Origin of the sequence: Candidatus Nitrosocosmicus franklandus, assembly GCF_900696045.1 — an archaeon.
Lineage (GTDB): Archaea > Thermoproteota > Nitrososphaeria > Nitrososphaerales > Nitrososphaeraceae > Nitrosocosmicus > Nitrosocosmicus franklandus_A.
This window is the reverse complement of the sequence record NZ_LR216287.1, coordinates 1,674,942-1,700,108: the sequence shown is the minus strand read 5'-3', so window position 1 is coordinate 1,700,108 and position 25,167 is coordinate 1,674,942. Positions and strand designations below refer to the sequence as shown.

30 protein-coding genes and 1 tRNA gene are annotated in these 25,167 nt (G+C 35.1%); 7 read left to right on the top strand and 24 right to left on the bottom strand.

Annotated elements, in window-relative coordinates; all coding sequences use genetic code 11:
• Positions 1 to 253: 253 nt before the first annotated feature.
• A complete protein-coding gene (locus NFRAN_RS14145) occupies positions 254 to 991 on the bottom strand; it encodes a PepSY domain-containing protein (protein ID WP_197731159.1) in 738 nt (245 codons plus the stop codon).
• A 481-nt stretch (positions 992 to 1,472) separates the two neighbouring features.
• On the opposite strand from NFRAN_RS14145, the gene NFRAN_RS08070 reads away from it, so the two are divergent.
• From NFRAN_RS08070 to NFRAN_RS08065, 3 genes are all read left to right on the top strand, one after another.
• On the top strand, positions 1,473 to 1,943 hold the full coding sequence (locus NFRAN_RS08070; RefSeq protein ID WP_134484509.1) for a pyridoxamine 5'-phosphate oxidase family protein: 471 nt from the start codon (positions 1,473 to 1,475) through the stop codon (positions 1,941 to 1,943).
• Positions 1,944 to 2,239: 296 nt separating this feature from the next.
• Complete coding sequence (locus tag NFRAN_RS13795) at positions 2,240 to 2,398, top strand: hypothetical protein (RefSeq protein ID WP_172602212.1); 159 nt, start codon at positions 2,240 to 2,242, stop codon at positions 2,396 to 2,398.
• Positions 2,346 to 2,846, top strand: coding sequence for a DDE-type integrase/transposase/recombinase (locus NFRAN_RS08065; protein WP_134484508.1), 501 nt, complete (start codon positions 2,346 to 2,348; stop codon positions 2,844 to 2,846). Before NFRAN_RS13795 ends, NFRAN_RS08065 begins: the two co-directional genes overlap by 53 nt.
• 174 nt (positions 2,847 to 3,020) lie before the next feature.
• On the opposite strand, the gene NFRAN_RS08060 is transcribed toward NFRAN_RS08065, so the two are convergent.
• Positions 3,021 to 3,407: a VOC family protein gene (locus NFRAN_RS08060; protein ID WP_134484507.1), complete on the bottom strand. Its 387-nt coding sequence runs from the start codon at positions 3,405 to 3,407 to the stop codon at positions 3,021 to 3,023.
• Positions 3,408 to 4,098: 691 nt separating this feature from the next.
• On the opposite strand from NFRAN_RS08060, the gene NFRAN_RS14460 reads away from it, so the two are divergent.
• Positions 4,099 to 4,257: an NAD(P)H-dependent oxidoreductase gene (locus tag NFRAN_RS14460; RefSeq protein ID WP_134485764.1), complete on the top strand. Its 159-nt coding sequence runs from the start codon at positions 4,099 to 4,101 to the stop codon at positions 4,255 to 4,257.
• 739 nt (positions 4,258 to 4,996) lie between these two features.
• Here the strand turns inward: NFRAN_RS14460 and NFRAN_RS08050 are convergent.
• From NFRAN_RS08050 to NFRAN_RS08035, 4 genes are all read right to left on the bottom strand, one after another.
• Positions 4,997 to 5,605, bottom strand: coding sequence for a DDE-type integrase/transposase/recombinase (locus NFRAN_RS08050; protein ID WP_134484506.1), 609 nt, complete (start codon positions 5,603 to 5,605; stop codon positions 4,997 to 4,999).
• Between the two features lie 377 nt (positions 5,606 to 5,982).
• A complete protein-coding gene (locus NFRAN_RS14355) occupies positions 5,983 to 6,450 on the bottom strand; it encodes a hypothetical protein (RefSeq protein ID WP_134484505.1) in 468 nt (155 codons plus the stop codon).
• Between the two features lie 457 nt (positions 6,451 to 6,907).
• Positions 6,908 to 6,998: transfer RNA gene (locus NFRAN_RS08040), tRNA-Gln, on the bottom strand.
• Positions 6,999 to 7,046: 48 nt separating this feature from the next.
• Positions 7,047 to 8,183, bottom strand: coding sequence for a DUF354 domain-containing protein (locus tag NFRAN_RS08035; protein WP_172602210.1), 1,137 nt, complete (start codon positions 8,181 to 8,183; stop codon positions 7,047 to 7,049).
• Between the two features lie 193 nt (positions 8,184 to 8,376).
• On the opposite strand from NFRAN_RS08035, the gene NFRAN_RS08030 reads away from it, so the two are divergent.
• Complete coding sequence (locus tag NFRAN_RS08030) at positions 8,377 to 9,660, top strand: hypothetical protein (protein ID WP_134484503.1); 1,284 nt, start codon at positions 8,377 to 8,379, stop codon at positions 9,658 to 9,660.
• 222 nt (positions 9,661 to 9,882) lie between these two features.
• Here NFRAN_RS08030 and NFRAN_RS14350 read toward each other — a convergent pair whose 3' ends face one another.
• The 6 genes from NFRAN_RS14350 to argH all read right to left on the bottom strand — a co-directional run bounded on the left by NFRAN_RS14350 (position 9,883) and on the right by argH (position 15,215).
• Complete coding sequence (locus NFRAN_RS14350) at positions 9,883 to 10,386, bottom strand: acyltransferase (protein WP_269472318.1); 504 nt, start codon at positions 10,384 to 10,386, stop codon at positions 9,883 to 9,885.
• Positions 10,387 to 10,636: 250 nt separating this feature from the next.
• Positions 10,637 to 11,593: a Gfo/Idh/MocA family protein gene (locus tag NFRAN_RS08020; protein ID WP_197731158.1), complete on the bottom strand. Its 957-nt coding sequence runs from the start codon at positions 11,591 to 11,593 to the stop codon at positions 10,637 to 10,639.
• A 69-nt stretch (positions 11,594 to 11,662) separates the two neighbouring features.
• The gene (locus NFRAN_RS08015) at positions 11,663 to 12,580 is read right to left on the bottom strand and encodes a branched-chain amino acid transaminase (protein ID WP_134484501.1); all 918 of its coding nucleotides are present in this window, start codon (positions 12,578 to 12,580) and stop codon (positions 11,663 to 11,665) included.
• A 52-nt stretch (positions 12,581 to 12,632) separates the two neighbouring features.
• Entirely contained in the window at positions 12,633 to 13,286 is a 654-nt protein-coding gene (locus tag NFRAN_RS08010; RefSeq protein WP_134484500.1) for a hypothetical protein, read from the bottom strand.
• Between the two features lie 32 nt (positions 13,287 to 13,318).
• Positions 13,319 to 13,642, bottom strand: coding sequence for a DNA-binding protein (locus NFRAN_RS08005; RefSeq protein WP_134485760.1), 324 nt, complete (start codon positions 13,640 to 13,642; stop codon positions 13,319 to 13,321).
• Between the two features lie 64 nt (positions 13,643 to 13,706).
• Complete coding sequence (gene argH, locus NFRAN_RS08000) at positions 13,707 to 15,215, bottom strand: argininosuccinate lyase (RefSeq protein WP_134484499.1); 1,509 nt, start codon at positions 15,213 to 15,215, stop codon at positions 13,707 to 13,709.
• A gap of 100 nt (positions 15,216 to 15,315) precedes the next feature.
• Here argH and NFRAN_RS07995 point away from each other — a divergent pair, with 100 nt between their 5' ends.
• Entirely contained in the window at positions 15,316 to 15,687 is a 372-nt protein-coding gene (locus tag NFRAN_RS07995; RefSeq protein WP_134484498.1) for a metal-sulfur cluster assembly factor, read from the top strand.
• Positions 15,688 to 15,727: 40 nt separating this feature from the next.
• Here the strand turns inward: NFRAN_RS07995 and NFRAN_RS07990 are convergent, their stop codons facing one another.
• The 6 genes from NFRAN_RS07990 to NFRAN_RS07965 form a co-directional block, all read right to left on the bottom strand.
• Positions 15,728 to 16,510, bottom strand: coding sequence for a succinate dehydrogenase/fumarate reductase iron-sulfur subunit (locus NFRAN_RS07990; RefSeq protein WP_134484497.1), 783 nt, complete (start codon positions 16,508 to 16,510; stop codon positions 15,728 to 15,730).
• Between the two features lie 95 nt (positions 16,511 to 16,605).
• Positions 16,606 to 16,926, bottom strand: a complete 321-nt coding sequence (locus NFRAN_RS07985) for a succinate dehydrogenase (RefSeq protein ID WP_134485758.1) — start codon at positions 16,924 to 16,926, stop codon at positions 16,606 to 16,608.
• Between the two features lie 94 nt (positions 16,927 to 17,020).
• Positions 17,021 to 17,515, bottom strand: a complete 495-nt coding sequence (locus NFRAN_RS07980; RefSeq protein WP_134484495.1) for a succinate dehydrogenase — start codon at positions 17,513 to 17,515, stop codon at positions 17,021 to 17,023.
• Positions 17,515 to 19,236, bottom strand: a complete 1,722-nt coding sequence (locus tag NFRAN_RS07975) for a succinate dehydrogenase/fumarate reductase flavoprotein subunit (RefSeq protein ID WP_134484493.1) — start codon at positions 19,234 to 19,236, stop codon at positions 17,515 to 17,517. The genes NFRAN_RS07980 and NFRAN_RS07975 overlap by 1 nt, the downstream gene beginning before the upstream one ends.
• Before the next feature lie 185 nt (positions 19,237 to 19,421).
• Positions 19,422 to 19,775, bottom strand: a complete 354-nt coding sequence (trxA, locus tag NFRAN_RS07970; protein WP_134484491.1) for a thioredoxin — start codon at positions 19,773 to 19,775, stop codon at positions 19,422 to 19,424.
• A 158-nt stretch (positions 19,776 to 19,933) separates the two neighbouring features.
• Positions 19,934 to 20,377: an archease gene (locus NFRAN_RS07965; RefSeq protein WP_134484489.1), complete on the bottom strand. Its 444-nt coding sequence runs from the start codon at positions 20,375 to 20,377 to the stop codon at positions 19,934 to 19,936.
• 93 nt (positions 20,378 to 20,470) lie between these two features.
• Here NFRAN_RS07965 and hisS point away from each other — a divergent pair, with 93 nt between their 5' ends.
• Positions 20,471 to 21,781, top strand: a complete 1,311-nt coding sequence (gene hisS, locus NFRAN_RS07960) for a histidine--tRNA ligase (RefSeq protein WP_172602209.1) — start codon at positions 20,471 to 20,473, stop codon at positions 21,779 to 21,781.
• A 3-nt stretch (positions 21,782 to 21,784) separates the two neighbouring features.
• On the opposite strand, the gene NFRAN_RS07955 is transcribed toward hisS, so the two are convergent.
• The 6 genes from NFRAN_RS07955 to rpl7ae form a co-directional block, all read right to left on the bottom strand.
• Entirely contained in the window at positions 21,785 to 22,045 is a 261-nt protein-coding gene (locus NFRAN_RS07955; RefSeq protein ID WP_134484485.1) for a hypothetical protein, read from the bottom strand.
• A 64-nt stretch (positions 22,046 to 22,109) separates the two neighbouring features.
• Positions 22,110 to 23,894 (bottom strand): translation initiation factor IF-2, encoded by a 1,785-nt coding sequence (gene infB, locus NFRAN_RS07950; protein ID WP_134484483.1) that lies wholly within the window; start codon positions 23,892 to 23,894, stop codon positions 22,110 to 22,112.
• Positions 23,895 to 24,299 (bottom strand): nucleoside-diphosphate kinase, encoded by a 405-nt coding sequence (gene ndk, locus NFRAN_RS07945; protein WP_134484481.1) that lies wholly within the window; start codon positions 24,297 to 24,299, stop codon positions 23,895 to 23,897.
• Between the two features lies 1 nt (position 24,300).
• Positions 24,301 to 24,513 carry a 50S ribosomal protein L24e gene (locus NFRAN_RS07940; protein ID WP_134484479.1) on the bottom strand — a complete coding sequence of 71 codons (213 nt, stop codon included), beginning with the start codon at positions 24,511 to 24,513 and terminating at the stop codon, positions 24,301 to 24,303.
• A gap of 36 nt (positions 24,514 to 24,549) precedes the next feature.
• On the bottom strand, positions 24,550 to 24,762 hold the full coding sequence (locus tag NFRAN_RS07935) for a 30S ribosomal protein S28e (RefSeq protein ID WP_134484477.1): 213 nt from the start codon (positions 24,760 to 24,762) through the stop codon (positions 24,550 to 24,552).
• A 22-nt stretch (positions 24,763 to 24,784) separates the two neighbouring features.
• Positions 24,785 to 25,165 (bottom strand): 50S ribosomal protein L7Ae, encoded by a 381-nt coding sequence (gene rpl7ae, locus NFRAN_RS07930; RefSeq protein ID WP_134484475.1) that lies wholly within the window; start codon positions 25,163 to 25,165, stop codon positions 24,785 to 24,787.
• Between the last annotated feature and the right edge of the window lie 2 nt (positions 25,166 to 25,167).

Genomic DNA, 25,167 nt, shown 5'->3' with positions numbered 1-25,167 from the left:
TTATAACTTAATTCAGATAATAAGTAACAAAGATGATGAAATGAGTCTTTTCTAATATCTTGATTTTGTCCTTTCAAAGAGACTATACTAGATCAAAAGCTAAACTAGAGAGAAATAGTAACCAGTTTTCATTTATAAGTATATTTAAATAGACAGAGAAAAAGGAAATGGATGATTCAGTTGTTCTTTTATTGGGTACTATAAGCACTCAAGGAATCAAAATAATTAAAAATGTGAGATTTGTGCTGTGTTTTCAATTCCATGGTCCGTACGAGTTGTCATGGCCGCCCATCATGCCGCCCATACCCATTTCTGGTCCCATCATCTTGTCATGGCCGCCCATCATGCCGCCCATACCCATTTCTGGTCCCATCATCTTGTCATGGCCGCCCATCATGCCGCCCATACCCATTTCTGGTCCCATCATCTTGTCATGGCCGCCCATCATGCCGCCCATACCCATTTCTGGTCCCATCATCTTGTCATGGCCGCCCATCATGCCATCGCCATGAACCATTTTCATCAATTCCATAAAGGATACTTGTTTATCATCTAAGACGCTACCGTTCCCAGGATCTACTAGTACTCTGTGTATAGTTCCACTGGAGTCCAATGTAATTATGTTATATACGATATACTGTTTTTCAGGGTGAAGGAAAGCAGCGACAGTAGTAGCATTTGCTCCTACGGTGTCTTGTGCCGATGTGATAGCATCATTGATATTGATTTTTATCATTGATTTGAATGCATTGATTATAGGTTGAAAGATGGAAACTGAGCTAGTTATATCGTGTTCTTTTTCACTTGTTCCAAAAGTGGACCCCATAGACATGTTATCATTCATTGTCATGTCATCTGGATTGCCAAATGTTTGATGATTCATAGTATTATTTAATTCCTGCGCGTGAGTATTTGTCGTAGATGTAAAGACTAGTACAAAACTAAATAACAAAGCTAGGGAAACCACCACTATAGAAAAGTTTAGGTTCATTTATCTATCGTAGAATTAAAAGTATTTAAAGATATACAAAATCATCTACAAGATTATATCAATAATAATATTTTAATATCATTTTTCTGGAGGTTCGGAAAAGGATATGTTTATGCAGTATAGCATGGCAAATAATTCAAAGCATACCAACCAATTATCTCTTATATGAATTGCTAGAAGAAGAAAAAGGAAAAGATCCTTTAAGTTTGTGAAGCCTCTTAATTTTTTAGAATCATATTTTTCTCACTAGATATTTATAAATTAAAACGGGACGACGTATATCCGTATTACAACTATTAACTAAGAACGATCTTTTAGAAGATTTGAAAGGATAAAGAACTTAGAGACTAAACAGCAAGGCGATATTAAATAGCGTTAACAAAGAATCTGACGATATATTAATCGAATAAAGGATTATACTAATCAAAATTTCAGTTCCTATCTTGATACAATTTAATTAGGATAATATCCCATATTTTACATGTTAAGAATTCTCCATGGAAATATAGGATTCGGAGAGCCTCTAACTGAGGAAGAAACAATAAAATTTCTTACTACAGGCAGATTAAACTTACATCTCGGGACTATAGATGAGAAAGGCCATCCAAACGTTCATCCTGTATGGTTTTACTACGATACTGAAAATTACAGAATATACATAGAAACTTCAAAAAACTCCAAGAAAACAAATAATCTCAAAAACAATTCTGTTGCTTATTTTTGTATCGATGATCCGAATGCACCAAGAGGAGTACGTGGCAAAGGCGAGGTCAAGATTCATGAAGAAATTAGCTTCAACGTTCCTGTTGCAGAGAAAATAATGATAAAGTATTTGGGAAATACAGAGCATCCATTAGCACAGACACTATTGAATATGCAAAAGAGTGGTCAGTCAGTAGTTCTGGAAATATTTCCTCAATATTACTCTACATGGGATTTAGAGAAACACTAAAGAATTATCACATTTAATAAATTCCATATTATTATCTCATTTTGAATTGCGGCATATTTGCGATGAAAACCATTTTGGTATAGATGCAATACTCGTAATTGATAGCTTGTATGCAAATAACAGGCATGATTGAATGAATCACGGTGTCTAAATAAGTCAAACTAGATGATAGAATACCGATATAATTCCTTTTATACTAACCAATTATAACAGCACAGAACAATACGAATGAATACTATTAAAGGCTCTGTTCATTTAGCGTCAAGTCTATAGCTTGAAGATGTCCTATCTCTTTTATGAATACTAGAAACAGAACACCTTCAAAATATGTGTATTATGGCTTACATTTGTACTTTTCAGGTTTATCTTTAAGAAAAGCCTCGGAAAGATTGTCTCAGATGTATCAAACGAAATCATGTCACTATCTGGAACTGGATTCAAAAGTACCAACCTAAGATTATCAAGACAAAACAAAGAAGGATATGTGAATTCATTGTAGATGAAACATTGCTTAAGGTTGGTTCAGAATACACATGGTTATGGGTTGCAATAGATGCGAAAAGTAAGGAAATTCTCTCACTATCCATTTCTAAGGAGAGAAACATGTTTGTTGCGGAACGGTTTCTGTCAAACATAGTCAGAGACTATGGAAAGCATCCAGTTTCAACAGATGGTGGTACTTGGTATCCCATGGCTTGTCAATTCCTTAAATTAGAACACCATCTCCATTCCTCCTATGAAAAAAACTTGATTGAAAGAACAATGCAGTATATCAAGGACAGAACTGAAAGTTTCGATGATTACTTTCCCTGCAGGCTAAAGAACTGCAAACTAAAACACGTAAAAAACTGGTTGAACCTGTTTGTCGACTATCACAACAAGGAATTAAAACCTGTTAACTGAACAGAGCCCTATTAAATGATGAAAGATTAATAAATAAATGCACTTTGTACAAATTATTGTTTTAGATTATATATTCTATTATGAGCCAAGCCTATAAAGCAGTCAACCAGATATCCGTTCTAAGATTGCATTCGTATTGCAATTTGAAGAAAGTTGGAGAGATTTCTTTAATGACTATACCTTAAATTGGTCTCTAGGAGGTAATTCCTGGAGGGTCCAGGCATTGCCGTCAGGATCGTTAAAGTAAACGAACTTTCCCCAAACTTGTGTATCTACATCGGTAACATCTACACCTCTATTTTTGAGTTCATCGTGAGCAACTTGAGCGTCCTTAACTACCATTTGTAAACCCTTAATGCTACCGGGTTTCATACTGTCAGCAATGCCGATCCCAAAACAGATTGAACAGGCAGATCCTGGAGGTGTCATTTGAATAAAACGAAGTTTCTCGTTTACTGTATGATCATGGTCCAAATTAAAACCTACTTTGTTTTTATAAAAATCAATTGCACGATCTACATCAGTTACCGGTATTGCAATCAACTCGAGTTTCATTTCCATCAATAATTCCCCCTACGATTTAGATTAACAAAACAAGACTTAAAAGAAATCGGCTTGTTAATCGAATTACTTGAATAGATTTTCATGATTGTCCTTTGTATGTTCACGAATATAAAGATACAATGAATACTAGTTGTAATTAGAAATAATTTCTAAGCAAAGCACTTGCCTCTTTGAATGGATTCACAGTACGACACTGAGTGACTATAGATTGATCAAGTTTCCTTATTCAGAACCATATTTGTTTAGTGGCAAAATTTGTATGAAGAATATTTGATACCTTGAATTTCCATATCTTTAGAAATCCCCGGCAAATCCTGTTTCTAAATATTTAAATCTTCTTTTCGATCTGTACAAACAGTCATAGATTCAGTACGCAATTGTATACCATTATAAATCCCTCTGTTTGAATTTTGATGGCTTGCTTAAGTGAATATATATTGGAATATGATTATTAAATATTAGAACGTCTTGAGAATTCTTCTTTGAATTATGATAAGTTTATCGATCTTTTACTCGGATGACAAATCAAAATCTTATCAGAGTGGTGGCTATTCTAGACATCACGAGACCAAGACGGATTGGTAAAATAAACGGGTATACGAAAATGCAAAAAAACCAAGTTATGTGGAATTCAATTTAGTCGACATCGTAGATACCATCTTCCTCCTACTAGAATAACCATTACCCCATTCCAGAGGCAATACGCAAAAAATCACACCAAAAATGGACTGCCAAAATCAATTCATTTGATGAGTTTGTATTAGTAACTCCGGAATACAAACATGGAATTCCGGAAGTTTCAAAAAAAATGCAATCAATTTTGTATTTGCAGAACGGAATGATATAGTAGTCGGATTTGCTAGTTATGGAATTGCTGCGGGTTTCCGAGCAGGTGAACAATTGCTTTTGGTTATAGCACAAGTCAAGGGAGCAATTGTCTGAGCTCAAGTACACTGTCTTTAATTATCGATTTGAAAACTTAAGTTCAATCCTGCTACCTATCATAAAAAAATGGTCAGTGCCCCGTTAGACGAAGTTATTGTTTGGTAAAATGCTCTAAAGGCAGTCTGAAGTAAAAGCGATTAATCCTCAAAATATTCTACTCGAATTAGTAAAATAATCGAATTGTTTGAGAATCAATTCTCTTGAAAAAAGGTATTACAAATTACCCTCAATTGCTAAGACCATCAATTTCAGTTGCGATTAGTTTGAAAAGATCATATCGATCGAATAAAAAATATTTCAAGTAGCGTTAAATAGAATTGTCTACATTACATTTTGTTGCAATGTACAAATTAAAGACAGTAGTTTTTTTGGAATCATTTATTTTACCTCTATCATCTGATTGATTTTTTCTTAAGGTATCATCCAGATTGGGTTAGAGAGCAGTATAAGCATAATGATAGATTGTAATGCTTGCTTCCCTCATGCCTGCACAATAAGATTAAAAAATGTAGACATCGTTGAACCCGCAATGTCAGTAGCAGTTTTTATATCAATTAATTATCTATTATTGTATTTTAACTAAAAACCATAAAGAAGCATAACTTATATATATACTTTCATGTACTACTATTAGGCTCTGTTCACTTAATATGTTTTATTTCATTGTTATGATAGTCTACAAAGAGCCGCAGCCAATTCCGTACATGCTTTAACTTGCAATTCTTTATTCTACAAGGAAAGTAGTCATCGAAACTTTCGGTTCTATCCTTTATGTATTGCATCTTTCTTTCAATCAGACTTTTCTCCAGAGAGGAATGAATGTGATGATCGAGATTTAAGAATCTACAGGCCATTGGATACCAAGTACCTCTATCATCAGTCGAAACTGGATGAATTCCATGAATCTTGACTAAATCTGAAATGAATCTTTCAGCTACAAACATGTTTCTTTCTTTAGAGATAGACAGTGCGAGAATTTGCCTGTTTTCGGGTTCAGTTGCAACCCAGAGCCAGACAAACTCTGATCCCACCTTTAACATGGTCTCGTCTACAATATATTCTAGAATTCTTCTTCTTGATGCTTTCAATTTTTGAGGCCTGTATTTTTGAATCCAATTCCAGATGGAAACGTGATTTCTCTTGTATATCTGAGATAATCTTTCCGAGGCTTTCCTTAACGATAGGCCTGAAAAGTACAAATGCAACCCATAATATACATACTTTGAAGGCGTTCTGTTTCTAGTAAGCATAAAAGAAATGGAATGCTTTCAAGCTATAGGCTTATCGTTAACTGAACAGAGCCAGTAAAAACTATTAAACATAATCTTATCTAATATTCGTACCAGAATTAGGCTGGATGAAGCGCAGAAAGCAATATGTTTGATTAAGAATCTCGAATTTCCTATATTGTTTGTTATGTCTCAAATAAAACTTTGAAGAGTGTCTCCTTCTTCATTGACCTGTCTAATTGATTACTAATAAACCGAAATATTATTGAATTATACCATATTGAGAGAATTATTAGATTCATTGAATATTGTTAGAGGAAAATAAGAGAACGAATACTTGATATAAGAATCCTTATCTTTTGGATAAATTATTGATATAATAAAAGTATCAAAAAAAATTAAGGTGTTGGTGGATTTGGAGTACAAACTCCTTCTGCACCATTATCTGGATACACAGGTACACCATCCGGTAATATTATTGGAATTCCAGGTGAATGTAATCCACTTACGTTTGGACAATCATCGCCTGGAGGTCCTTGTTCACCTTGTGGTCCTGGAGGTCCTTGTTCACCTTGTGGTCCTTGTGGTCCTTGGTCACCAGTATCACCCTTTTCACCTTGTGGTCCTGGAGGTCCTTGTGGTCCTTGGTCACCAGTATCACCCTTTTCACCTTGTGGTCCTGGAGGTCCTTGTGGTCCTGGAGGTCCTTGTGGTCCTTGTGGTCCTTGTTCACCACCTATACAGTTAACTATGCAACTCCCAATTCCGAATAGCTGCGCATCTGCTGACTGTTGCAGCGATAACCCACTTAAGAACAATGCCGTGGTTACGAGCATCATTCCACTCAAAGATTTGATGGTAATCATTTTTAATCATTTTAGCAATAACAATTAGATTAAACTGAGTTTTGATACTAAACTATGTAATGGAAATTTAGAAAATAATTCTATTAGTTATTGAAGTCTGACGAGCATGATTACACATATGTCTGAATGACATGTATCAACGTGTGAACTGGTTTTTCGTATTGCAAACGAGAAGTGATAATTTGTGGTTTGAAAACCCAATGACCTCAAATCTACCTGTCTATATAAGTAAGAACATGTATAGTGGTTCGCTGAAGAAAATAGACTCGTATTGTGGTATGACCTTCATTACGATCTAGAAGAAAAACTATATGATTTCTAGCTGTACGAGATCCGGTAACTAACTAACTAACTAACGAATTGTCCGATTATTGTAAATCTAAAAATATTATGTTAAAACCGACAAATTGTTGCAATAATTATCATTTGATAAACTAAACTGGTACAATACCACAAGTAGCCCGGCCCAGATTCGAACTGGGGTCAAAGGCTCCAAAGGCCTCTATGCTTGGCCACTACACTCGGCATCAATTAAATACTACCGGGCTTCCGGGCATTTCTATATTGTATTTACGGATGTTATTAATTTTACGAATCTATTTTTTACTCATTGTAGAAATATATTTGATCAATTTTTCGATTGGATTTTCCATTTCCTTTATTATCCTATTTGCATTATCTCTAACCTCATCACACCTCTCTTGATCTGTTAGAAATGAATTTACCAATTTATCAAGTTGATAAGGAGTGAGAGCTTGTTTTACGAGTCCAATTTTTTTCAGATAATCGTCTATATAGAATTGGATAGGGGCTATAGAAATAGTCGGCTTGCCCAATAATGCGGATTCGGCAGTCATGGTTCCGCCAGCTCCTATAAAAACGTCTACCTTCTTTAGCAGATCTACCCCGTCTACAACCCGTTTTAGTACGGTGGCCTTATTTGCAAATCTCTTGGACATTTCTCTGATTTGGTCTGGATATCTGCATAAAACTATAACATTGGTTTTTGGACCAAAGGTATTGACAACGTGATCCACAAAAGACAGAGGCTGGATTCTTAGATTCTTGTTTGAAATGTAGGCGGCCTTTGATTCTTCCAGTCTTATCAATATAGATTTTTTACTGTCATCAATACCTAAACTTGCAAACAAATTCTGACTTGAATTTGATGAGGAGGAATTTGATTTAGAGGAATTATTGGAGTATAGAGTGCCTTTGACTGCCCTACTCTTGTATGTTTGGTCTAGCCATGCCATAGGGTCCAATCCATTATATTGGATTATGTCTTTTGGAGATATTCCGAATTTTTTCCAAGCTGTCAAGGGAATCGCGGATGGAGAAAATAAAGTTGATAATAGCGGAATCGTTAGTCTGGCAACAGCTTCGGCATGTGGGGAATCATTGAACCCAATATGTTTAATACCCAGACCAAAGGCAACACGAGAGGCCTCAGGGGATGAGAAACTTACCACTAAATCGGGAGAAAATTTTGATGCTATTTTTGTTAGCTCGACTATTCGCTTGGAACTTTGATAGAGCTTATCGTAAAGATTTGATCCGCCATGGCTACCTACTCGAATAAGATGTAGTCCTTTTAGTTTAGACAATTCGTTTGCTTCCCTATAATTTCTAGAGGTACTAAGTATATCATGACCGTCACCTTGCAAAATTGCAATAGCAGGGCTGAAAAACATTATCTGTTTGGGAGTTAATATATCGAACCAAATCTTCACATTCATAAGGTAATTCCGAGATGTTAAAAAATTCTTTCTCTTTGACTGATTGACTACTATTATTCCTTTTATCGATCGAAATTGCAGTTAAAATCAATAAATCCAAAACTAAATAAATAAAAGGAAAAGTAAGTTATTGGGGGAGTAGGGTATTTCAGGAAGGGTGCTCAAAGAAGGTGAAGGCGAAAAGTCGATGCATTCCGAAAAAGTACCTATAGATTATTTTGACAATTTTCGCAATGATAATGATAACAAGAAAATTGTTGCAACCAAAAAAAATTCAAAGGACGGTTATATTGTAATCTATGGATTAAGCACCGAAGGATACGAAATTGCCAAGAAGATAATACAAGGAAAATCCAAAGTGATCATTATCGACGAAAACTCCAGACTTGGAATAGTTCTCACTTCAGAAATAGTAAAAGAGTTCCCGAACATCAACTTCCTAACCGATGAGGAACCGCTTTTGAATCTGGAACCTTTTGATAAAGCCATCGTCAACGCACCAGTAATCTTTTTCGCTCCCAGAATTAGGAAAATCAATCAAGATGTAAAGAATGAAATAATTCAAAAATTTAAAGAATTGATTACGTATTTGACCAAAAATACAGCTATAGTTATCAATGTTCCACTTGGAATTGGGGGAAATAATGAGATAATTACCCTTATTGAGCACCAATCTGGTCTGATTGTTGGAACAGATATTTTATACTACTATGATCCAATGACACATAATAGTAACCCAAGTCAAATAATAATCGGGTCGTATCAACAACAAACTGACACCGACATTAACCCCTTCATAAACAGTATCTTAAATTTAGCTACCAAAAAGGATTCCGTACACAGTAATACAAAAGTTGGCAGCATAATAGCAGCAGAGTTAAATCATTCAATAAATGTGATAAATAGATATTCAAGTTTAACATGTATCAACGAAATCACGAGATTTGCAAAATTAAAAGAAGATAAAAAAGAAATTCTTCACGAAACTCAAAAAAATATTTACTTTGATGAAATAGCAAATGCATTATTTGATCTCAGAATTATAAGTCACTCACTGTCGAGTTCATCCGCATTGAGTTATTTAGTCAATGGAACAATAAAATCTATAGAAGGATTTGTCAAGAGTTTGGTAGATGAAACAAGAAGCCAATTAAAAAAGAGAGAAATAAAGGCAAGTAGAACAAAGGTAACAATTCTTTGGACAATTGACAATCACGAAATAAGAGGAGACAAAGCAATTATAAGAGAATTATTAGAATCAAAGCTTAGAGACTACATCGCAGAAGTCGAAGTACAAGATGTAGAAAACTATATACCCAATTCATTAAACAACATCATAATTGCATGCTCAAATTTTGATTATAATAAAATAATCGAAAGAATGAACAGCAATGTTAACCAACATCACCCTCCAAACTATAAAATAATAATAATATCTGCAAATTCCACGTTTGATACTGTTGAAATTTAATTAAATGTTTAACAGCTGTTTTACATTCTTTACTTTTCACATTTGTCTTTTATTACCAAATTATTATCAAATATTAAGTGAAATTGAAGTAACTTCTTATTAGTATGGGGAAGAATTTGATATCAGTAATTTAGTAACAGTATTAGTTCTGTACATACATACTGACCGACTGATAGAGTTATCACAATTATCCAAGAATCTATCTAATTCCCAGTATCGTTATTAATTCTGACTCTCCCAATCATTCTTTTTCTTGTCATACTGGGATCTATCATATTTTATCCGTGCAGGATGTCCCATTACAACCATGTCTGGAGGTACATCTTTTGTTACTACTGAAGCCATGGCAACCACACTATTTCTACCAATAGTTACTCCAGGCTTAATAACAGAACCTCCTCCAATTATAGCTCCATCCTCAACAACCACCCCTACCATTTTTTTACTCATAGGATACGGATCATTGGTAAAAGTAGCTCCAGGCCCAATGAAAACGTTATTTCCAATTTTAGTAAGTGGGGGGATATATACGGATCCCTCTATTCTACACCCGTTCCCTATTTTGACCCCATAATCAACATGAGTAAGAGAGCCGATCATAACATTATCTCCAATAATAGTATCATTACCTACATATGCAAAATGCCAAATTTTGACATTATTACCTATGGTGGCTTTTGGTGAAACAAAGTTAATTACAGATATTTTATTAGAGTTTTCTGACAATCTAATCACATAAACTTTCATTCGAGTCCATTTATAATTTACTCACAAATTGTAATTTCTGGTTTTTATTTATCTGATAAGGAGAGCGAAAGAAATGAAACAATGGCCTGCTGTTGATGCTACTACGCTTCTATCTATCTATCTATATCTTGTAAATCAAATATAGATCAAATGACTATCTCAAAGGGTGCTTCTTTTTATATAGTTATCATACAACAAGACTTGATTCCCTTTTTTATGCCACGCTAACTTAATCGAATGAAAGATAAACGGGATTGCCAGTGTTACTAGAAATCAATGCCGCTTCTGCGATTTTTGTTACCGCCGTTGCATCCTCTGGTGTAACTAGAAACTTTGTAATATTACCAGAAACTGCTTTGATGAAATTTTCCAATTCGAGAGTCAATGGTTCTCTGAAAACTCTCCTAGGGATAAGGGTTTTGTTTTCATCATCTATCTTAATTTCTTGGGTTAGAAAATCGCCTGTAATAGTACCTTCTGAACATACAGCTGAAAATCGTCTAACTTTTTTTGGAGTAATCCAGTTCGACACGATAATTGCAACCTTCTGGCCAGAAAAACCAAGCATTATAGTCGCAAAATCCTCCGAATTATGAAAACGCTTTCCTGCACGAGCAAAAACGACATTTGGTTTATCATTGAAAATAAACATTGCAGTATCTATGTCATGTACAGACGTATCATAGATGATGCCTACATCCTTTATATGTAGAGGCATACGGTTCTCACGGTGAAATTCCATCATTAATAATTCACCATAAGTGTTTTCATCAATAATCTGTTTCAGATCCTGTATAGAAGGATTAAAGCGTTCGATGTATCCAGATGTCAAAATTACGTTATTCAATTTGGACAGTTCAGTAAGCTTCTCGCACTCTATTGAGGAAAAAGATAAGGGCTTTTCTACAAAAACATGTATCTTATTTTTCATAACCTCTTGGGCAACTTGAAAGTGAGTTTTGGTTGGAGTGCACACCAAACATGCATCAAGATCAGTTTCTTTTTGAAGCAAGTGTTCCAATTTAGTATAGGAATTGACCTTGTATTTTTTCGAAAGCATTTTCAATCGATTTTCATCAGAGTCACAAACAGCAGCTAGTACCCCTAAATCATTCAGAACTCGAACATGATTTTTTCCCCAGCCACCGGTACCGATCACGGCAGCTTTTATTGATTTTTCACCCAAACTCTTGTATTCGCCACGATTAAATATTTTTTGTATTCGTATTTGTTTTTATTACGTCTAATGTTACGTTTACCATACAGGCGTAAGCCATTCCCTATATTCAGGGATCTCAGATATAACAACTTTTTGGTAATAGTTTGAAATTTTCTTGGTAATTTCGCCAACTTGTCCGCTACCAATCTTATGATTGTCAACGCTTATAACAGGAGTAATCTCTGCAGCTGTGCCAGTTACAAATAATTCATCGGCGATATAAAGTTCCGTTCTAGTTATAGATCGCTCTTGTACTTCGTATCCCAAATCTCTTGCCAATGTTATAGCAGTATTTCGTGTAATTCCCTCCAAGACGGAATCTGAGAGAGGAGGAGTATAAATCTTATTTCCCCTGATCAGAAAAATATTTTCCCCAGGGGCTTCGCTTACGTTGCCCTGATAATCCAAGAGAATTGATTCATCAAAGCCATTTCTTTTACACTCCTGAGTGGCAAGAACTGAATTCAGATAATTGCCACCTGCTTTGGCCATGGGAGGGGTGGAGTTCTCATTTATTCGCCTCCACGATGAAATACATGTTCTTATCCCTGTTTCTGGGAAGTATCTATTAAATGGAAACGCAATAATTGCCAAGTGGGAAGGCGAATTCTTAGTGACATTAAGGTCAATGCCATGTAATCCAACAAATAATAAAGGTCTAATGTAGCAGGATTTTTTAATATTGTTCCTTTTTAAAAGCCCAACTGTAGAAGAACATATCTCAGAAATCGAGTATCGGGAATTAATAGAATAGACCTCAGCAGATTGAATCAATCTTTCTATATGCTCTCTAAGTTTAAACACAAACAGATTCTCATCATTGGAGTAACCTCTTATACCCTCGAATACTGAGGTTCCATAATGTATTGCATGAGTAGTTATGGGTACGGTTACTGAATCCCAAGGTTTGAATTCACCATCAAACCAAATAAACTCGGCATTATTACTATTCATAATTTTGCAAGTTTTTTACTTCTATAAAAGTGTTAAATTATGAATTTTTTGATCAAATAAATCCATTCTTTGGGAATTTCATCCCCATGACGCGAATAGTTTCATCCTTGGAGATCGAAAAAGCTCTTATGATTTCCCAATTTTTTTTAATGACTTCCATAACTTTGGGAGATACAAAATCGCTCCATTTCACTTGACCTTCATTATATCCATTGTTATCATACATATCATTCTGTTGTATAACCGAATTGTATAACAGATTCTTTACATTTGTAGAAGAGATAACTTGTCTCCTTGCCTTGATCGGTTTAAAACCAAATAAGGATAACAAAACCCTCTCTGCCCTATCCCCAGTATAAGTTACAAATGAATTTTCCTGTATGTTAATCATTATTTTGTTTTTAAGTTTCTTAAATGCTGGAGAAACAAATGGAGGAAAATACTGTAAATAAGGTGAGTGAAATGCATAGTCGCCACAAACATGAATGTGCTCATCATATCCGAATGATTCAAGTATCATTTGTTTTCGGATTTCATAGGAGAATGGAAAGCTTCGAGTATTGACTTCTCGATTATTCTTTAGGAATCGGACAGGAAATATATAAACGCTATAGTTTTGCAGCAACAAATTCTTTATAATTCTCTCATGTGAAATTGTTAATGGATTAATATGTGCTAAAAATATTGCCGCTGTCCTTTTTTCCATAGCACAAGGAACAAAAATTAATACAAAGATATTTAAGAATTTCTTTTTATCTCAATCTCTATGGTTGAAACATTTCGAGTTCTACCATCTTCTGCCTGAACTGTTTCAGATCCGATCCTGATATCCCCAATAGCATAACCTGCATTTTCCATCCGTTTTAAAATTATTTGAGATACATCTACGGCTCTGCCAATGCTCAAACCACGCGCTTTGATAGTTACAGAAGGTTGATTTGCTAGTTGTATAAGTGTTGAAGTGACGTATGCCATTAATGGTTTTTTTCCAATATAAATTGCATCTCTTGTAGGTGTGTTTTCTTTATTTTGTTGGTCGGGTTGTGATTGTACTTCTGACATCAATAAAAGTAATTCCAGAGGATAATTTAAATCTAAGATCTCAAGTAGTTAATACAGTCTATTATTAAGTGTTGTGACCTTCATCGATTAGTTGTTTTATTTTTTTATCCAACAAATCTTTTGCCAAATGCAACTTATTGAGCCTATTGTCAAGATCTTTTTTACAATCAATAACCATTTTTTCTATATGAGCAATCATGGCTTTTTGTTCATTTTTATTTGGTGAACCTTTTGTTTTTCGAAATCTGATCGAATTTTCTGGAGTATTTTGCTTTATTAAGTTCAGTATCATTTCTGATGTAATAACCTCATGTGAAAAGTCAATTTTCTTAAGAGCAACGGTTATGTCTGATAGGGTCAATGAACTCAAAGGGACATTTCCAAGTCTTGAAGCATAGTCTACAATAGTACCTATTACTTTATGAGATAACCTAAAAGATATGCCTCCATTTTTGATTAATTGTTCTGCTATATCAAGGGCAACAGCATAGCTGTTGACTGAAGCCAAATACATCTTATTTTGATCTACATGGATTGTGGACACGATTTCTTTCATCATTTCAATCGAAGTTTCTAATGTCGACGAAGTCTTCCATAATAAGGGTTTTATTTCCTGCAAGTCTCGACTATATCCAGAAGGCAGTCCTTTTAGGATTGAAGTAATAGCGATTAAATTCCCTTCTGTACTTGCGGTTTTTCCACGTATTAGCTCTAATGGATCGGGATTCTTCTTTTGAGGCATTGCAGAAGAAGATGAGCTAAAATGGTCATCTAAAGAGACAAACCCAAATTCTGATGTAGACCATATAATAAAATCCTCCGATATTCTGCAAAGGTCAAGCATGGTATTAAGAGCATTAGAGGAAAATTCAACCAAAAAATCACGCGAGCTGGTGGCGTCCACACTATTGTATACAATATCAGAAAAACCCAGCATTGAGGCCACCTTATCTCTATCTATATTCATGCTGCTTCCACCTATTGCACAGGCTCCCAATGGAGAAATATTAATTCGTTTATAGCTTTCAGAAAACCGTTCAAAGTTTCTCAACAGAGAGAAACAATAAGATAGCAAATAATGTGAAAATACGCCTAGCTGAGCCTGTTGTAGATGAGTATATAAAGGCATTATGGTATCAATATGTTCTTCTGCCTTGGCTAAAAGAGAATTTATCAAATCAAGTAAATTTAAAGATATTCTATTTAGATCATCACGAAGCTTCATTCTGATGTCTAACACAACCTGATCATTGCGGGACCTTGCAGTATGCATTTTGCCTCCGATATCCATAGTTGTCATCTTAATTAGTGCTGATTCAACCATTTCATGAATATCCTCAGCATAGGTATCAGCATATTCATTTAAGGTGTTAGAATTAGTCAACAACTGATCGATTCCTTTAAGAATTTCTACTGTCTCTTTTTTAGATAAAATATTGGATTCATATAACATTATAACATGAGCTTGACTCCCCAAAAGATCATAATAGAATAGATCAGAATCCTCTGTTATAGATGATAAGTATGATAAAGCTCTATTATCCAAATTTCCGCTGGGTCGAGATCTATACATGGAAAATTTTACTTGTGCTGTTATTTTAATATAAATCTAAAATTATGATGAAACTGGACAAAGAATCATTAAATAGGAAAGCCGACCATATATTAACAATATGTCTCAGGATTTGCAATTAACAAGGCGACAAATATTTGATGAACTTACGAAGATAGTGGATCCAGAAATAGGAGTATCCATTATGGAATTGGAGTTAATAGACAAAGTAGACATAGACAAAGGAAAAGTTAATGTAGATTTGCATCTCACCAGTCCCTTTTGTCCTGCAGTATTTGGATTTAAAATTGCACAAGATGTAAGAGACAATATTTTTAAGGTTGACGGCATTAAAGACGTGAAGGTAAACGTGAGTAATCACTTCATGGCAGAGGCGATAAACAAACAGGTAAATGAAAGCAAGAAACCCTCAGAACAGAAAGAAGAAAAGCAAGAAGCAAAAAATGAAAATAAAAAGCAAGCAGAAGATTAATAACAATAATACTATGTTATTAGAATTATTGTTGTTGGCGTCACTCGTCCTTTGATCTGATAGAAGCAATTTTTTTATCGCTCTTTGAAACACCCATTAAATGTCCTTTCAAAAGCTGGATTCCCAATGCAGGATCTACTCCTTTAGGACATACATTGCTGCAAGACCCTGCAAAATGGCATCTCCAAATTCCATGTCGCTCATCAATTATTTTGAATCGCTTTGATTCACCATCGTCTCTATTGTCAGCCAAGTATCTATAAGCCTGAGATAATGCTTGAGGTCCTGGAAATTTAGAATCAGTTGCTACTGTAGGACAAGCTGAATAGCATAGGCCACATTTGATACAATAAGAGAATTGTAAATACTTTTCCACGTCTTCTGGGGTTTGTTTAAATTCGACTAATTCATCTTTTTCAGTAACCTGAAGCGATACATCATCATTGTGAACAAAAGGTTCAATTTTCTTATGGTGTGCAAAGAATTGTGTAAAATCGGTTACCAGATCTCTTATGCGCGGAAAATTAGGTAGAGGTTCACAAACTACTGTTTGATCATTTAATTCTGATATCTTTGTATAACAAGCTAGTCTAGGCTTGCCATTTATCTTCATTCCGCATGAACCGCAAGAGGCCATTCTGCAAGAATAGCGTATTCCTATACTACTATCAGAATAGCACTTTGCATCTAATAACGCATCTAAAACTGTTGTCCATCGTTTAACAGTAATATCAAATTCATCATAATAAGAAGAGGCTAGTGATGACTTGTTGTAATTTGTTCTAAACACTTTCAATTTTATTCTGTTTGTTTTTTCACTCATTTCTATTCACATTCTTTTGTGGTGTTATCTCATATGGTCATTATTTGAACAAATTCGACGAATAAGTATGTCTACAATTTGTTTCCTGCTGCATTTTACAAACCACTTCCAATGATAATTGTTCTTGTACCATATGCAATGACACCTATCATTGCAGCCAACACCAATATAGTCATTGTGGACTCCCACCAAGAGTCTTGTTTAAGCTCCAATAAAATGACCCTCAAACCATTAAAGCCATGAATGGAAATGAAAATCAATATCAATTCCAACAATATAACATAATATACGTTATGATAGTTGGCTACAACATTCTCATATTCTAGGCTCTGTCCGAAGGGCATAACAAGTCTAAATAGTATGTGAATAGCTACGAAGAAAACGGCGCATATACCAGTCAAATAATGAATCTTCATTATTTGACTCTCTCGTAGTTTCAATAACGGCATTCTATGCATCGTGCTCCAAATAATTTCTAATTACCAGATATTTATAGACCATGAACATATTTTAACCAGCATCTCCGAACATGACCATTCCACCATATAGCATGGCTATTGCGGCTAATATCAAGGCAACCCAGATTCCTGACTTTTGCTTATAATTTAAAGACGTGGCATCATATGGATAATCAGGACGCCCTGGTTTACCGAGCCCTATTCCCGATTCTGTAAAAATAAGCCTTATCCCATTAACTGTATGAAAAGTGCTAGCTCCTATAACTAACATTAGGAAAATATGTCCTCCAGTTGTTTGAGTTAACTCCAACATACTATTCCAAGCATCCATTCCATTGACTAGAGAACTTGTTTCATACACATGTCCCACAAAATATATCAATAAACCAACACCGGTCAAGCGCTGCAGCCAATACGATACTCTTTCCCAGCCATACCGTGTAGGATTAAGCCAGCCCTTGATGCCTACACGCCCATTATCTGCTTGAGGTCTATTATCAGTACTCTTAATTTCAGAATTATTGTTTTCTTCGGACTTGAGTCCCATTAGTATTTCCTCTCCACTGGAGCATATCTAGTAAATATAACGGGATGCCACTCCATTCTTGGTTCCGTCTCATCGCTACTATAATAAGCAAGAGTATGTTTTAAAAAGTTATTATCATCACGATAAGGATAATCAATTCTTGAATGTGCACCTCTAGATTCGCGTCTATTAATTGCACCCAATAAAACTACTTCAGCAACCCGTAACATCGAATCAATCTCCATGACATTAATAAAATTAGTGTTGTATTCCTTTGCTTGATCATTTACATGTTTCCACGACATTAGTTTAAGACTTCGGATTTTCTTTAGTCCATCTATTAGATCATTCTCGTTTCTATAAACATAGGCCTTTTCATCCATAGTGTCTGTCAGAGTCTTCCGAACTTCATAAGGATTCACATCACCACGTCCTCGGAATATACCATCATAAATTCTTTTTTCCTCTTGCAAGATTTGCTTATCATCGATATTTATTGACATATTCTTTTTACTAAGAGCATGATTGGCAGCCAATTCTCCTGTTATTGCACCCCAAACAAGACATTCAGACGTAGAATTAGCTCCCAACCTGTTGGCCCCATGTGTGCTATTACAGGATGCTTCACCTGCTACCCATAATCCATTAAACTCGGTTGCCCCATCTACGTTGGAGTGAATCCCTCCCATCATATAATGGCATACAGGTCTAACTTCAATTGGTTCATCTATTACATCAATTCCAGAAAACTTAATTCCGATTTCCCTAATTCCAGCTAGTTTCTCTTTGATTCTTTCTTCCCCTAAATGAGTAAGATCTAATTTTAGACAATCAACTCCTGTAACATGTTTAAAACCTCTACCAGCCTGAATCTCTGTAATCATAGAGCGAGACACTACATCCCTAGGAGCCAATTCTAACTTCTCTTTAGCATAGTTTTTCATAAAGCGTTCACCCTCTGAATTTATCAGATAACCTCCCTCTCCACGAGCACCTTCAGTAATCAATATTCCAGAAGGCAAGATTCCAGTAGGGTGAAATTGAACAAACTCCATATCCTTTAATGCCATTCCGGCACGATATGCCATATCCAAACCGTCGGGTGTAGACGAATAAGCGTAAGTAGAAAAGCTAAAAATTCTCCCAGCGCCGCCAGTGCAGATTATTCCAGACGGGGCAGTAATGTTTAGAAAATTCCCACTTTTCATCTCTATACAAGTGAATCCTTGAAAATTATTACCTTCGTGCAGAATAGAAGTACAAAACCATTCATTAAAGAAAGAAATATTGTCAAATTTAAGACAGGTATCATACAAAGTCTGCATCTCATAAAATCCAACCTTATCTTGAGCATATGTAGCCCTAGGAAAAGAATATCCGCCAAATTTCCTCTGATCAATTCGACCATTATCACGTCTAGACCAAGGCATTCCCCATCTGTCAAGTTGAATTATCTCCCTAGGAATTGAATTTACAAGCCTTTCAGCGACGTCTTGATCGGCCAAAAAGTCACTCCCTTTTATGGTATCATAAATATGAGATTCTATATTATCGCCCTCATTATCATAAAGCACTGCAGCTGTTCCACCTTCGGCAGAGACGGAATGAGAACGCATAACCTGTACTTTTGATATAACAGCGATTTTCAGAGTTTTATTCTTAGAGGCTGCAGCAATAGCAGCCCTAAGTCCAGCCAACCCGGATCCAACGATAATTACATCATAAGAAAGAGTCTCGGTCAAGTATTTGTCTCACTGAAGATAACTAAATTATCTCAATAATAAATTCTTTCTAATAATCAAATAAGAGTTTTCAATTTGATTGCTACTCTTAATCAATATTAGATAGGGCTGTATAAATATAACTTTGTCATTAGTTTGAAAATACGCGCGTTTTACCAATATTTATAGTTTATATACAATATATTCTAATGAAGCTGATTTTTTTGTAATAGTGCTTCCAATCCTTTTTCTCCCACTGCGCCGACTGCTCTGTCTATGGCATTACCATTAACAAACATAACAAAGGTAGGAATAGCATATACCTCCAAACGCATTGCAATAGACTGATTGTCATCAACATTCAATCTACCGAACCGGACTTTATCTGAATATTTTTTTGATAGTTTATCAAAAATTGGTAACATAAATTGACAAGGACCGCACCATGTTGCCCAAAAGTCAACTAGTACTAATTTATTTTCGGAAATAAAAGATTCAAAATTGGATTCAGATAGTTCGACTATGGTATTAGAAGTAGTAGATCCTGATGCGCTTGTCATTTTTACGGATAATTTATATCGGTATTTCATATATAAGACTTTACCATAGTTTAGATTGTGTTTAGATTCACGGCGAATACATTAGAGAAAGCTTAACCCTTGTATTCACGCTATTTAAAGCAAGGTACAAATATGTATATAAACAAAAACACTTCACTTCACAAGTCTACAATATATTCAATAGTGACTCCGTTACTGTCCTTGTTTTCAATGATTTTCATCTCGTGATAAGTGATCCCTTTAATCTCTACCTTTAGTTCGTGTCTGTCGGGGTCTATGTTTTCACCTTCTCCATATCCATTAATTATATACTTGCCTGATTTTTCGTCTCGGACGATTTCGACGATAAACTTGGACATAATAATCCTATCAATCAATACAATTAGCAAGATCTTATCAAGCCAGTCAAACAAAAGATTTTCTAGATCCTTTCCTTCAGCCACGATAGGAACTTGTTTTTTAGGTTGTATGCCTTCAAGTTCATACATTGTGCCAACCAATCCCTTGCCTGCATACTCGAACGCCTCTTCCAAATTAGTTCCATGTATACGAAGATATGCGTCAGTCATATGATCAAGATACTCAACATTTCGATGATCCATGCAAGTATGTATATTTCTAATATATATATTATAATAAACCGGAAAATCTAAATTAAAACGGTTATAGCATTTTAGTCTGTAATGAAATTTTTGTTGCCAAGGGGAATGAGAGATCTGGAACCCGAAGAGTTTGAAAATATCAACTTTATAAGAAATACATTCATCGAATCTGCCAGAATTTTTAATTTCACAATTATGGAACCATCCCCATTGGAATTGTTGTCAACTCTAGAATCCAAGTCTGGTCCAGCTATCATCAAAGAGATTTACAACTTTACAGACAAAGGAAATCGGGAGGTGGCTCTGAGATTTGATATAACAATAGGTCTAACAAGATACTTTGCTTCAAGAAGGGATCTTAAAATTCCCGCAAAAATTGCTTCGTTTGGTGGTGTTTGGAGATATGATGAACCCCAGGCGGGAAGATACAGGTTTTTTCATCAATGGGACATAGAAATCTATGGTCCTTCTTGCATAGAAGCTGATACTGAAATTATAGAATTTACATCTGTTTTTCTGAATAAATTGGGTTTAAAAAACATAGTTATAGAAATCAGTAGTAGATCACTTTTGGAAGAATACGTACAACGCATTCTCAAGATTTCTAATAAGGATATCATTTTTGAGATCTACAGAGCAATCGATAAAATACCTAAAAAAGGAAAGATAGAAGTATTAAAAGAATATGAAAATAAGATCAGTACAGAAATTTTACTAAAAATCATGGAATTCGCTGACAATAAGGGATCTTTCGACCAGGTTGACAAGACATTAAAGCCCCTCGGTCTATCTGCTTGGAATGAAATTGAAAAAATAATCAAATCATTATATAACAAGGGAGTAGTCAACGTTAGAATCAATCTCGGGATTGTACGGGGATTGGATTATTACTCTGGAATCGTTTTTGAAGCGGTTGATATTAACAATAATTTTGGAGCAATTGTTGGTGGTGGACGGTATGACAATCTTCCAGAAATTTTTGGAAGAAGAGATGCAGGCGCCACAGGCGCGGCCGGTGGTGTAGAACGTATAATTCTGGCATTGAAAAATCAAGACATCTTAAGTAAACGAGCACACGATGATAGAAAGAATGTTACCTCTATAATTTACAATTCTCATGAGTTATTTGGTTATGCCGAGCATTTGGCTTCGGTATTAAGAAGAAAGGATATACCAACAGAATACGATCTTCTAAAGAGATCTTTTTCAAAACAAATTACCGAAGCTGAAAACAGAAAGAGCAAAAACATCATAATTCTTAAAAAGGATGAAATAGAAAAAAGAGGAGAAATCATCCTAAAAAACACTTTACAAAATAAATATACTAAAATTAAAGCCGATGAGAACTTTAATGAATTAGTGAAGGAGTTAAGTCAATCAGACAATGACAAGATGGTTAACTAAATTTCAAAGTTTAATAGATTTGAGACTTTTCATTTTTATAAATCCGCTTTGAGTTTTGGCATAAACCTCTCTTAATATCAAATCGGGAGGATCATAGCTTATGTATAAATCTCCTTCGTTAAGATTTTGAACATTATAATTAATTTCAATAATTTCTTCAGGAATTCCATTTTCTTTCAATCGCAACATAGCCTTTTCAATTAATTCAGTATCAGAAGTATTGGGAGCAAAATAGATTTTTCCAATGAGGTTAAAGTCATTCATATGTTTTACAGTATAAACAAGTTAGATGTTATATAAATATCAGATGAGATCTATATGCGTAACATTATATATATCCAAATGCTGGATCCGTTTTTCTACGTATACTAACAATCAAATCTAAAACCATTTTTTCCTCTTCGTCTAGTCGATTATTGAATCTATTGATAAGTAATTTAGCTTGTCGACTATCTAAATAAGTATAAAATATATCTCCTTCGTTAATTTGTCTTCCTATTTGAGGACCGTTCACAGAGACTGCAACTTGCATTCCACGTGTCGCTTCCTCTATGGATTTACCCTTATCCTGGATTTGATGAATGACCCCAACCTTTTTGCCCTCCGGGTTCATAATTGGCATTTTTTGCTTCATTCTACCGATGTTAATTTCTGCTCCAAATACGGCAGGATCGCTCCTTCTAAAAACATATCCTTTCATAAACTCAAATTTGCAAACGGGCGGTAATTCATTAAATAAGATAGAATCCTCGTGGTCTTTTTGATATGATACCCAATCTTTGTAACTTCGTACTAAATTGTATATTACCTTTTCATTAAAAATTTTAACATCTCTTTCTATCGATTCTTTCTCCGCATCATCCAATATCTTTACATTAAATCCCAAAATTACTCCTAAATAGCGATCCTTTTCTTTAACAGCCGACGCGGTCATAACATCTTTTCTGCTAATATGGCCGATATCTGCAGATCTTATTGGAATATTTTCTTTTCTTAACATTTCTGAAATGGCTTCGATCGAACCGATAGTATCACATCTAAGAATTATCCCATTTGAATCAGTGTTTATTAATGCAGATTTGACCTCTGACTCAACTAAGCTTTTTATTCTGGTCTCATCATTAGGAGAGGAAAGACCATATAAAGGACTACCAGCTATTACGCCTTCCAGATCAGGTGATGTTATTTTTAACCCTGCAGCAGATATAACAGTTTTCACCTGACGGAATTTGTCGCGGGGATCTCGCATCTCATCCAAGGGCTTTGGCAAAAGCAATGATTTGATCCTTGTTGAAACTACTGTATCACGTTTTGCAACAACTATTGTATCTCCTTGTTTTATAACACCATCTAATAGTATCACATTAGCAGACGGTCCTAATCCAATTTCTTCGTTAACTTCTAAAACTATTCCTCTAGCAGATCCCTCATGTCTTTCTAATTTTTTTGCCATAAATTGTTGAGTCAAACCTACTAATACTGTCAATAATTCTGGTATACCAACACCATTTGAAGCGCTTACAGGTACTAAGGCTACTTCCTTGGTAAAATCCTTAACTCTCCAAAACGCTTCAGAGCTGAATCCTAGTTGAGATAAAGAGCCTAATACACTATACATTTTGTTATCGAGATCTAATTGAACTTCTTTTGGTTGAATTTTTATTTCATTAGTTATAAAATTTGTTGTTCCTTTTTTCCAGCCTGTGATACGATCGATCTTATTTATTGCTACCACAAAAGGAACTTTCCTATTCTTAAGAATATTTATGCTCTCTATTGTTTGGGGTTCGAATCCCTTATTTACGTCGACCACTACAATTGCGATATCTGCAGCAGAACCTCCTCGCATTCTCAAGTTTGCAAAAACTTCATGTCCTGGTGTATCGATTACCAATAATCCAGGAATAGAATTATCATGGGAAGTTAGTTTCTTGGATAAGGGACCAGTCAACTGTTGAATTATCTCTATTGGAAAAAAACTAGCCCCAATGTGTTGAGTAATACCACCTGCTTCTCGTGACTGTACAAAGGTACCTCGTATCTTATCAAGTAATGATGTTTTACCCGAGTCTACATGACCCAATACTACAACTACAGGCTGGCGTAGATGCACTTAAGAAAATATTACAGATGACTCTTTTATGAAGCTTTCATATGAGTCTGATGCATGAATTATATTGTCAGTAATGCCTAATCCAAAATCACCCCTAATGGTTCCTGGAGACGCATCAAAAGATTTAGTCAGGCCGATCATAATCCTAACAGTACTAATGGCATTGTTACCATCCAGTATACAAGCTACGACTGTACCTGAGCATATAAACGAGACAAGTTCATTAAAAAAAGGTTTATTCCTATGCACTGAATAAAATTCTTGTGCTTTTTCAGTGGTAAAGACATAAGTTTTTAGTTGAACAATATTAAAACCTTTTTCCTCAAATCGCTGAAGGATTTTGCCTGTTAATTTTCGATTAAAAGCATCAGGCTTTATAACTATTAGAGTTTGCTCTGCTCCCATTTTACTTTTGCTTCCTAATTCCACCCTTGATATACTTATCGGTCCACTTGAACAAACGTGGATCACGTTTTAAATTGCGTAAGTTTTTTTTACATTTGGAAGAACAAGTCCACTGTATTGATCCATCATTTTTTACAAGCATTATTCCTTTTCCAGTATCAACGCGTTTTCCGCAGAAAAAACAATTTCTCAAGGAAGCGATATTCTTACTCATTATTTAACCACCTTCGATTAATCCCTATTTTAAGTATTACTTTATCTTTCTTGCTTCTCGCTCGGTCTCTCTTAGCATTAAAATATCATTCATTCGAACTGGACCTTTAACGTTTCTGGTCAAAATTCGCCCTTTATCTTTTCCTTCAGATATTCTCACACGGACTTGAATTACTTCTCCAGCTATCCCTGTCCTTCCTACAATTTGTATGACCTCTGCAGGGATAACCTTCTCTTCGGTTTTACTCATTAATTAAATGCACCATATTATATTACTCGGACTTGTTTTTTAATTCGTCAATTGTATTTGTAATTTGATCGAGAATTTGCTGAGATTCACCTGCATCTATGATTGTTGCAGCAGCAGATCCTACATCTATACCTAATGCATTACCTAATTCCTTTTTACTAGGTACAAACACATATTTAGAAGAACGTTCATCGCATAAAATCGGTAAATGTGCCACCACTTCTGGAGGTTCAACATCTTCTGCAATAACAACGAGTTTGCTAGTTCCCCTTTCTATTGCCTTTGTTGTCTCATTAGTTCCTTTTCTGACCTTTCCACTTTGTTTCGCCAGTCTCACTGCCTCATATACAGCATTTACAAGATCTTTAGGTATTTCGAATTTAACGTAATATGGCTTACTCATAT

Excerpts from the sequence above, each read along its gene's own strand:
- NFRAN_RS14145 (WP_197731159.1), bottom strand. The coding sequence starts at position 991 with ATGAACCTAAACTTTTCTATAGTGGTGGTTTCCCTAGCTTTGTTATTT.
- NFRAN_RS08070 (WP_134484509.1), top strand. The coding sequence starts at position 1,473 with ATGTTAAGAATTCTCCATGGAAATATAGGATTCGGAGAGCCTCTAACT.
- NFRAN_RS13795 (WP_172602212.1), top strand. The coding sequence starts at position 2,240 with ATGAATACTAGAAACAGAACACCTTCAAAATATGTGTATTATGGCTTA.
- NFRAN_RS08060 (WP_134484507.1), bottom strand. The coding sequence starts at position 3,407 with ATGGAAATGAAACTCGAGTTGATTGCAATACCGGTAACTGATGTAGAT.
- NFRAN_RS08050 (WP_134484506.1), bottom strand. The coding sequence starts at position 5,605 with ATGCTTACTAGAAACAGAACGCCTTCAAAGTATGTATATTATGGGTTG.
- NFRAN_RS14355 (WP_134484505.1), bottom strand. The coding sequence starts at position 6,450 with ATGATTACCATCAAATCTTTGAGTGGAATGATGCTCGTAACCACGGCA.
- NFRAN_RS08030 (WP_134484503.1), top strand. The coding sequence starts at position 8,377 with ATGCATTCCGAAAAAGTACCTATAGATTATTTTGACAATTTTCGCAAT.
- NFRAN_RS08015 (WP_134484501.1), bottom strand. The coding sequence starts at position 12,580 with ATGAATAGTAATAATGCCGAGTTTATTTGGTTTGATGGTGAATTCAAA.
- NFRAN_RS08010 (WP_134484500.1), bottom strand. The coding sequence starts at position 13,286 with ATGGAAAAAAGGACAGCGGCAATATTTTTAGCACATATTAATCCATTA.
- NFRAN_RS08005 (WP_134485760.1), bottom strand. The coding sequence starts at position 13,642 with ATGTCAGAAGTACAATCACAACCCGACCAACAAAATAAAGAAAACACA.
- argH (WP_134484499.1), bottom strand. The coding sequence starts at position 15,215 with ATGTATAGATCTCGACCCAGCGGAAATTTGGATAATAGAGCTTTATCA.
- NFRAN_RS07995 (WP_134484498.1), top strand. The coding sequence starts at position 15,316 with ATGTCTCAGGATTTGCAATTAACAAGGCGACAAATATTTGATGAACTT.
- NFRAN_RS07990 (WP_134484497.1), bottom strand. The coding sequence starts at position 16,510 with ATGAGTGAAAAAACAAACAGAATAAAATTGAAAGTGTTTAGAACAAAT.
- NFRAN_RS07985 (WP_134485758.1), bottom strand. The coding sequence starts at position 16,926 with ATGAAGATTCATTATTTGACTGGTATATGCGCCGTTTTCTTCGTAGCT.
- NFRAN_RS07980 (WP_134484495.1), bottom strand. The coding sequence starts at position 17,515 with ATGGGACTCAAGTCCGAAGAAAACAATAATTCTGAAATTAAGAGTACT.
- trxA (WP_134484491.1), bottom strand. The coding sequence starts at position 19,775 with ATGACAAGCGCATCAGGATCTACTACTTCTAATACCATAGTCGAACTA.
- NFRAN_RS07965 (WP_134484489.1), bottom strand. The coding sequence starts at position 20,377 with ATGGATCATCGAAATGTTGAGTATCTTGATCATATGACTGACGCATAT.
- NFRAN_RS07955 (WP_134484485.1), bottom strand. The coding sequence starts at position 22,045 with ATGAATGACTTTAACCTCATTGGAAAAATCTATTTTGCTCCCAATACT.
- ndk (WP_134484481.1), bottom strand. The coding sequence starts at position 24,299 with ATGGGAGCAGAGCAAACTCTAATAGTTATAAAGCCTGATGCTTTTAAT.
- NFRAN_RS07940 (WP_134484479.1), bottom strand. The coding sequence starts at position 24,513 with ATGAGTAAGAATATCGCTTCCTTGAGAAATTGTTTTTTCTGCGGAAAA.
- NFRAN_RS07935 (WP_134484477.1), bottom strand. The coding sequence starts at position 24,762 with ATGAGTAAAACCGAAGAGAAGGTTATCCCTGCAGAGGTCATACAAATT.
- rpl7ae (WP_134484475.1), bottom strand. The coding sequence starts at position 25,165 with ATGAGTAAGCCATATTACGTTAAATTCGAAATACCTAAAGATCTTGTA.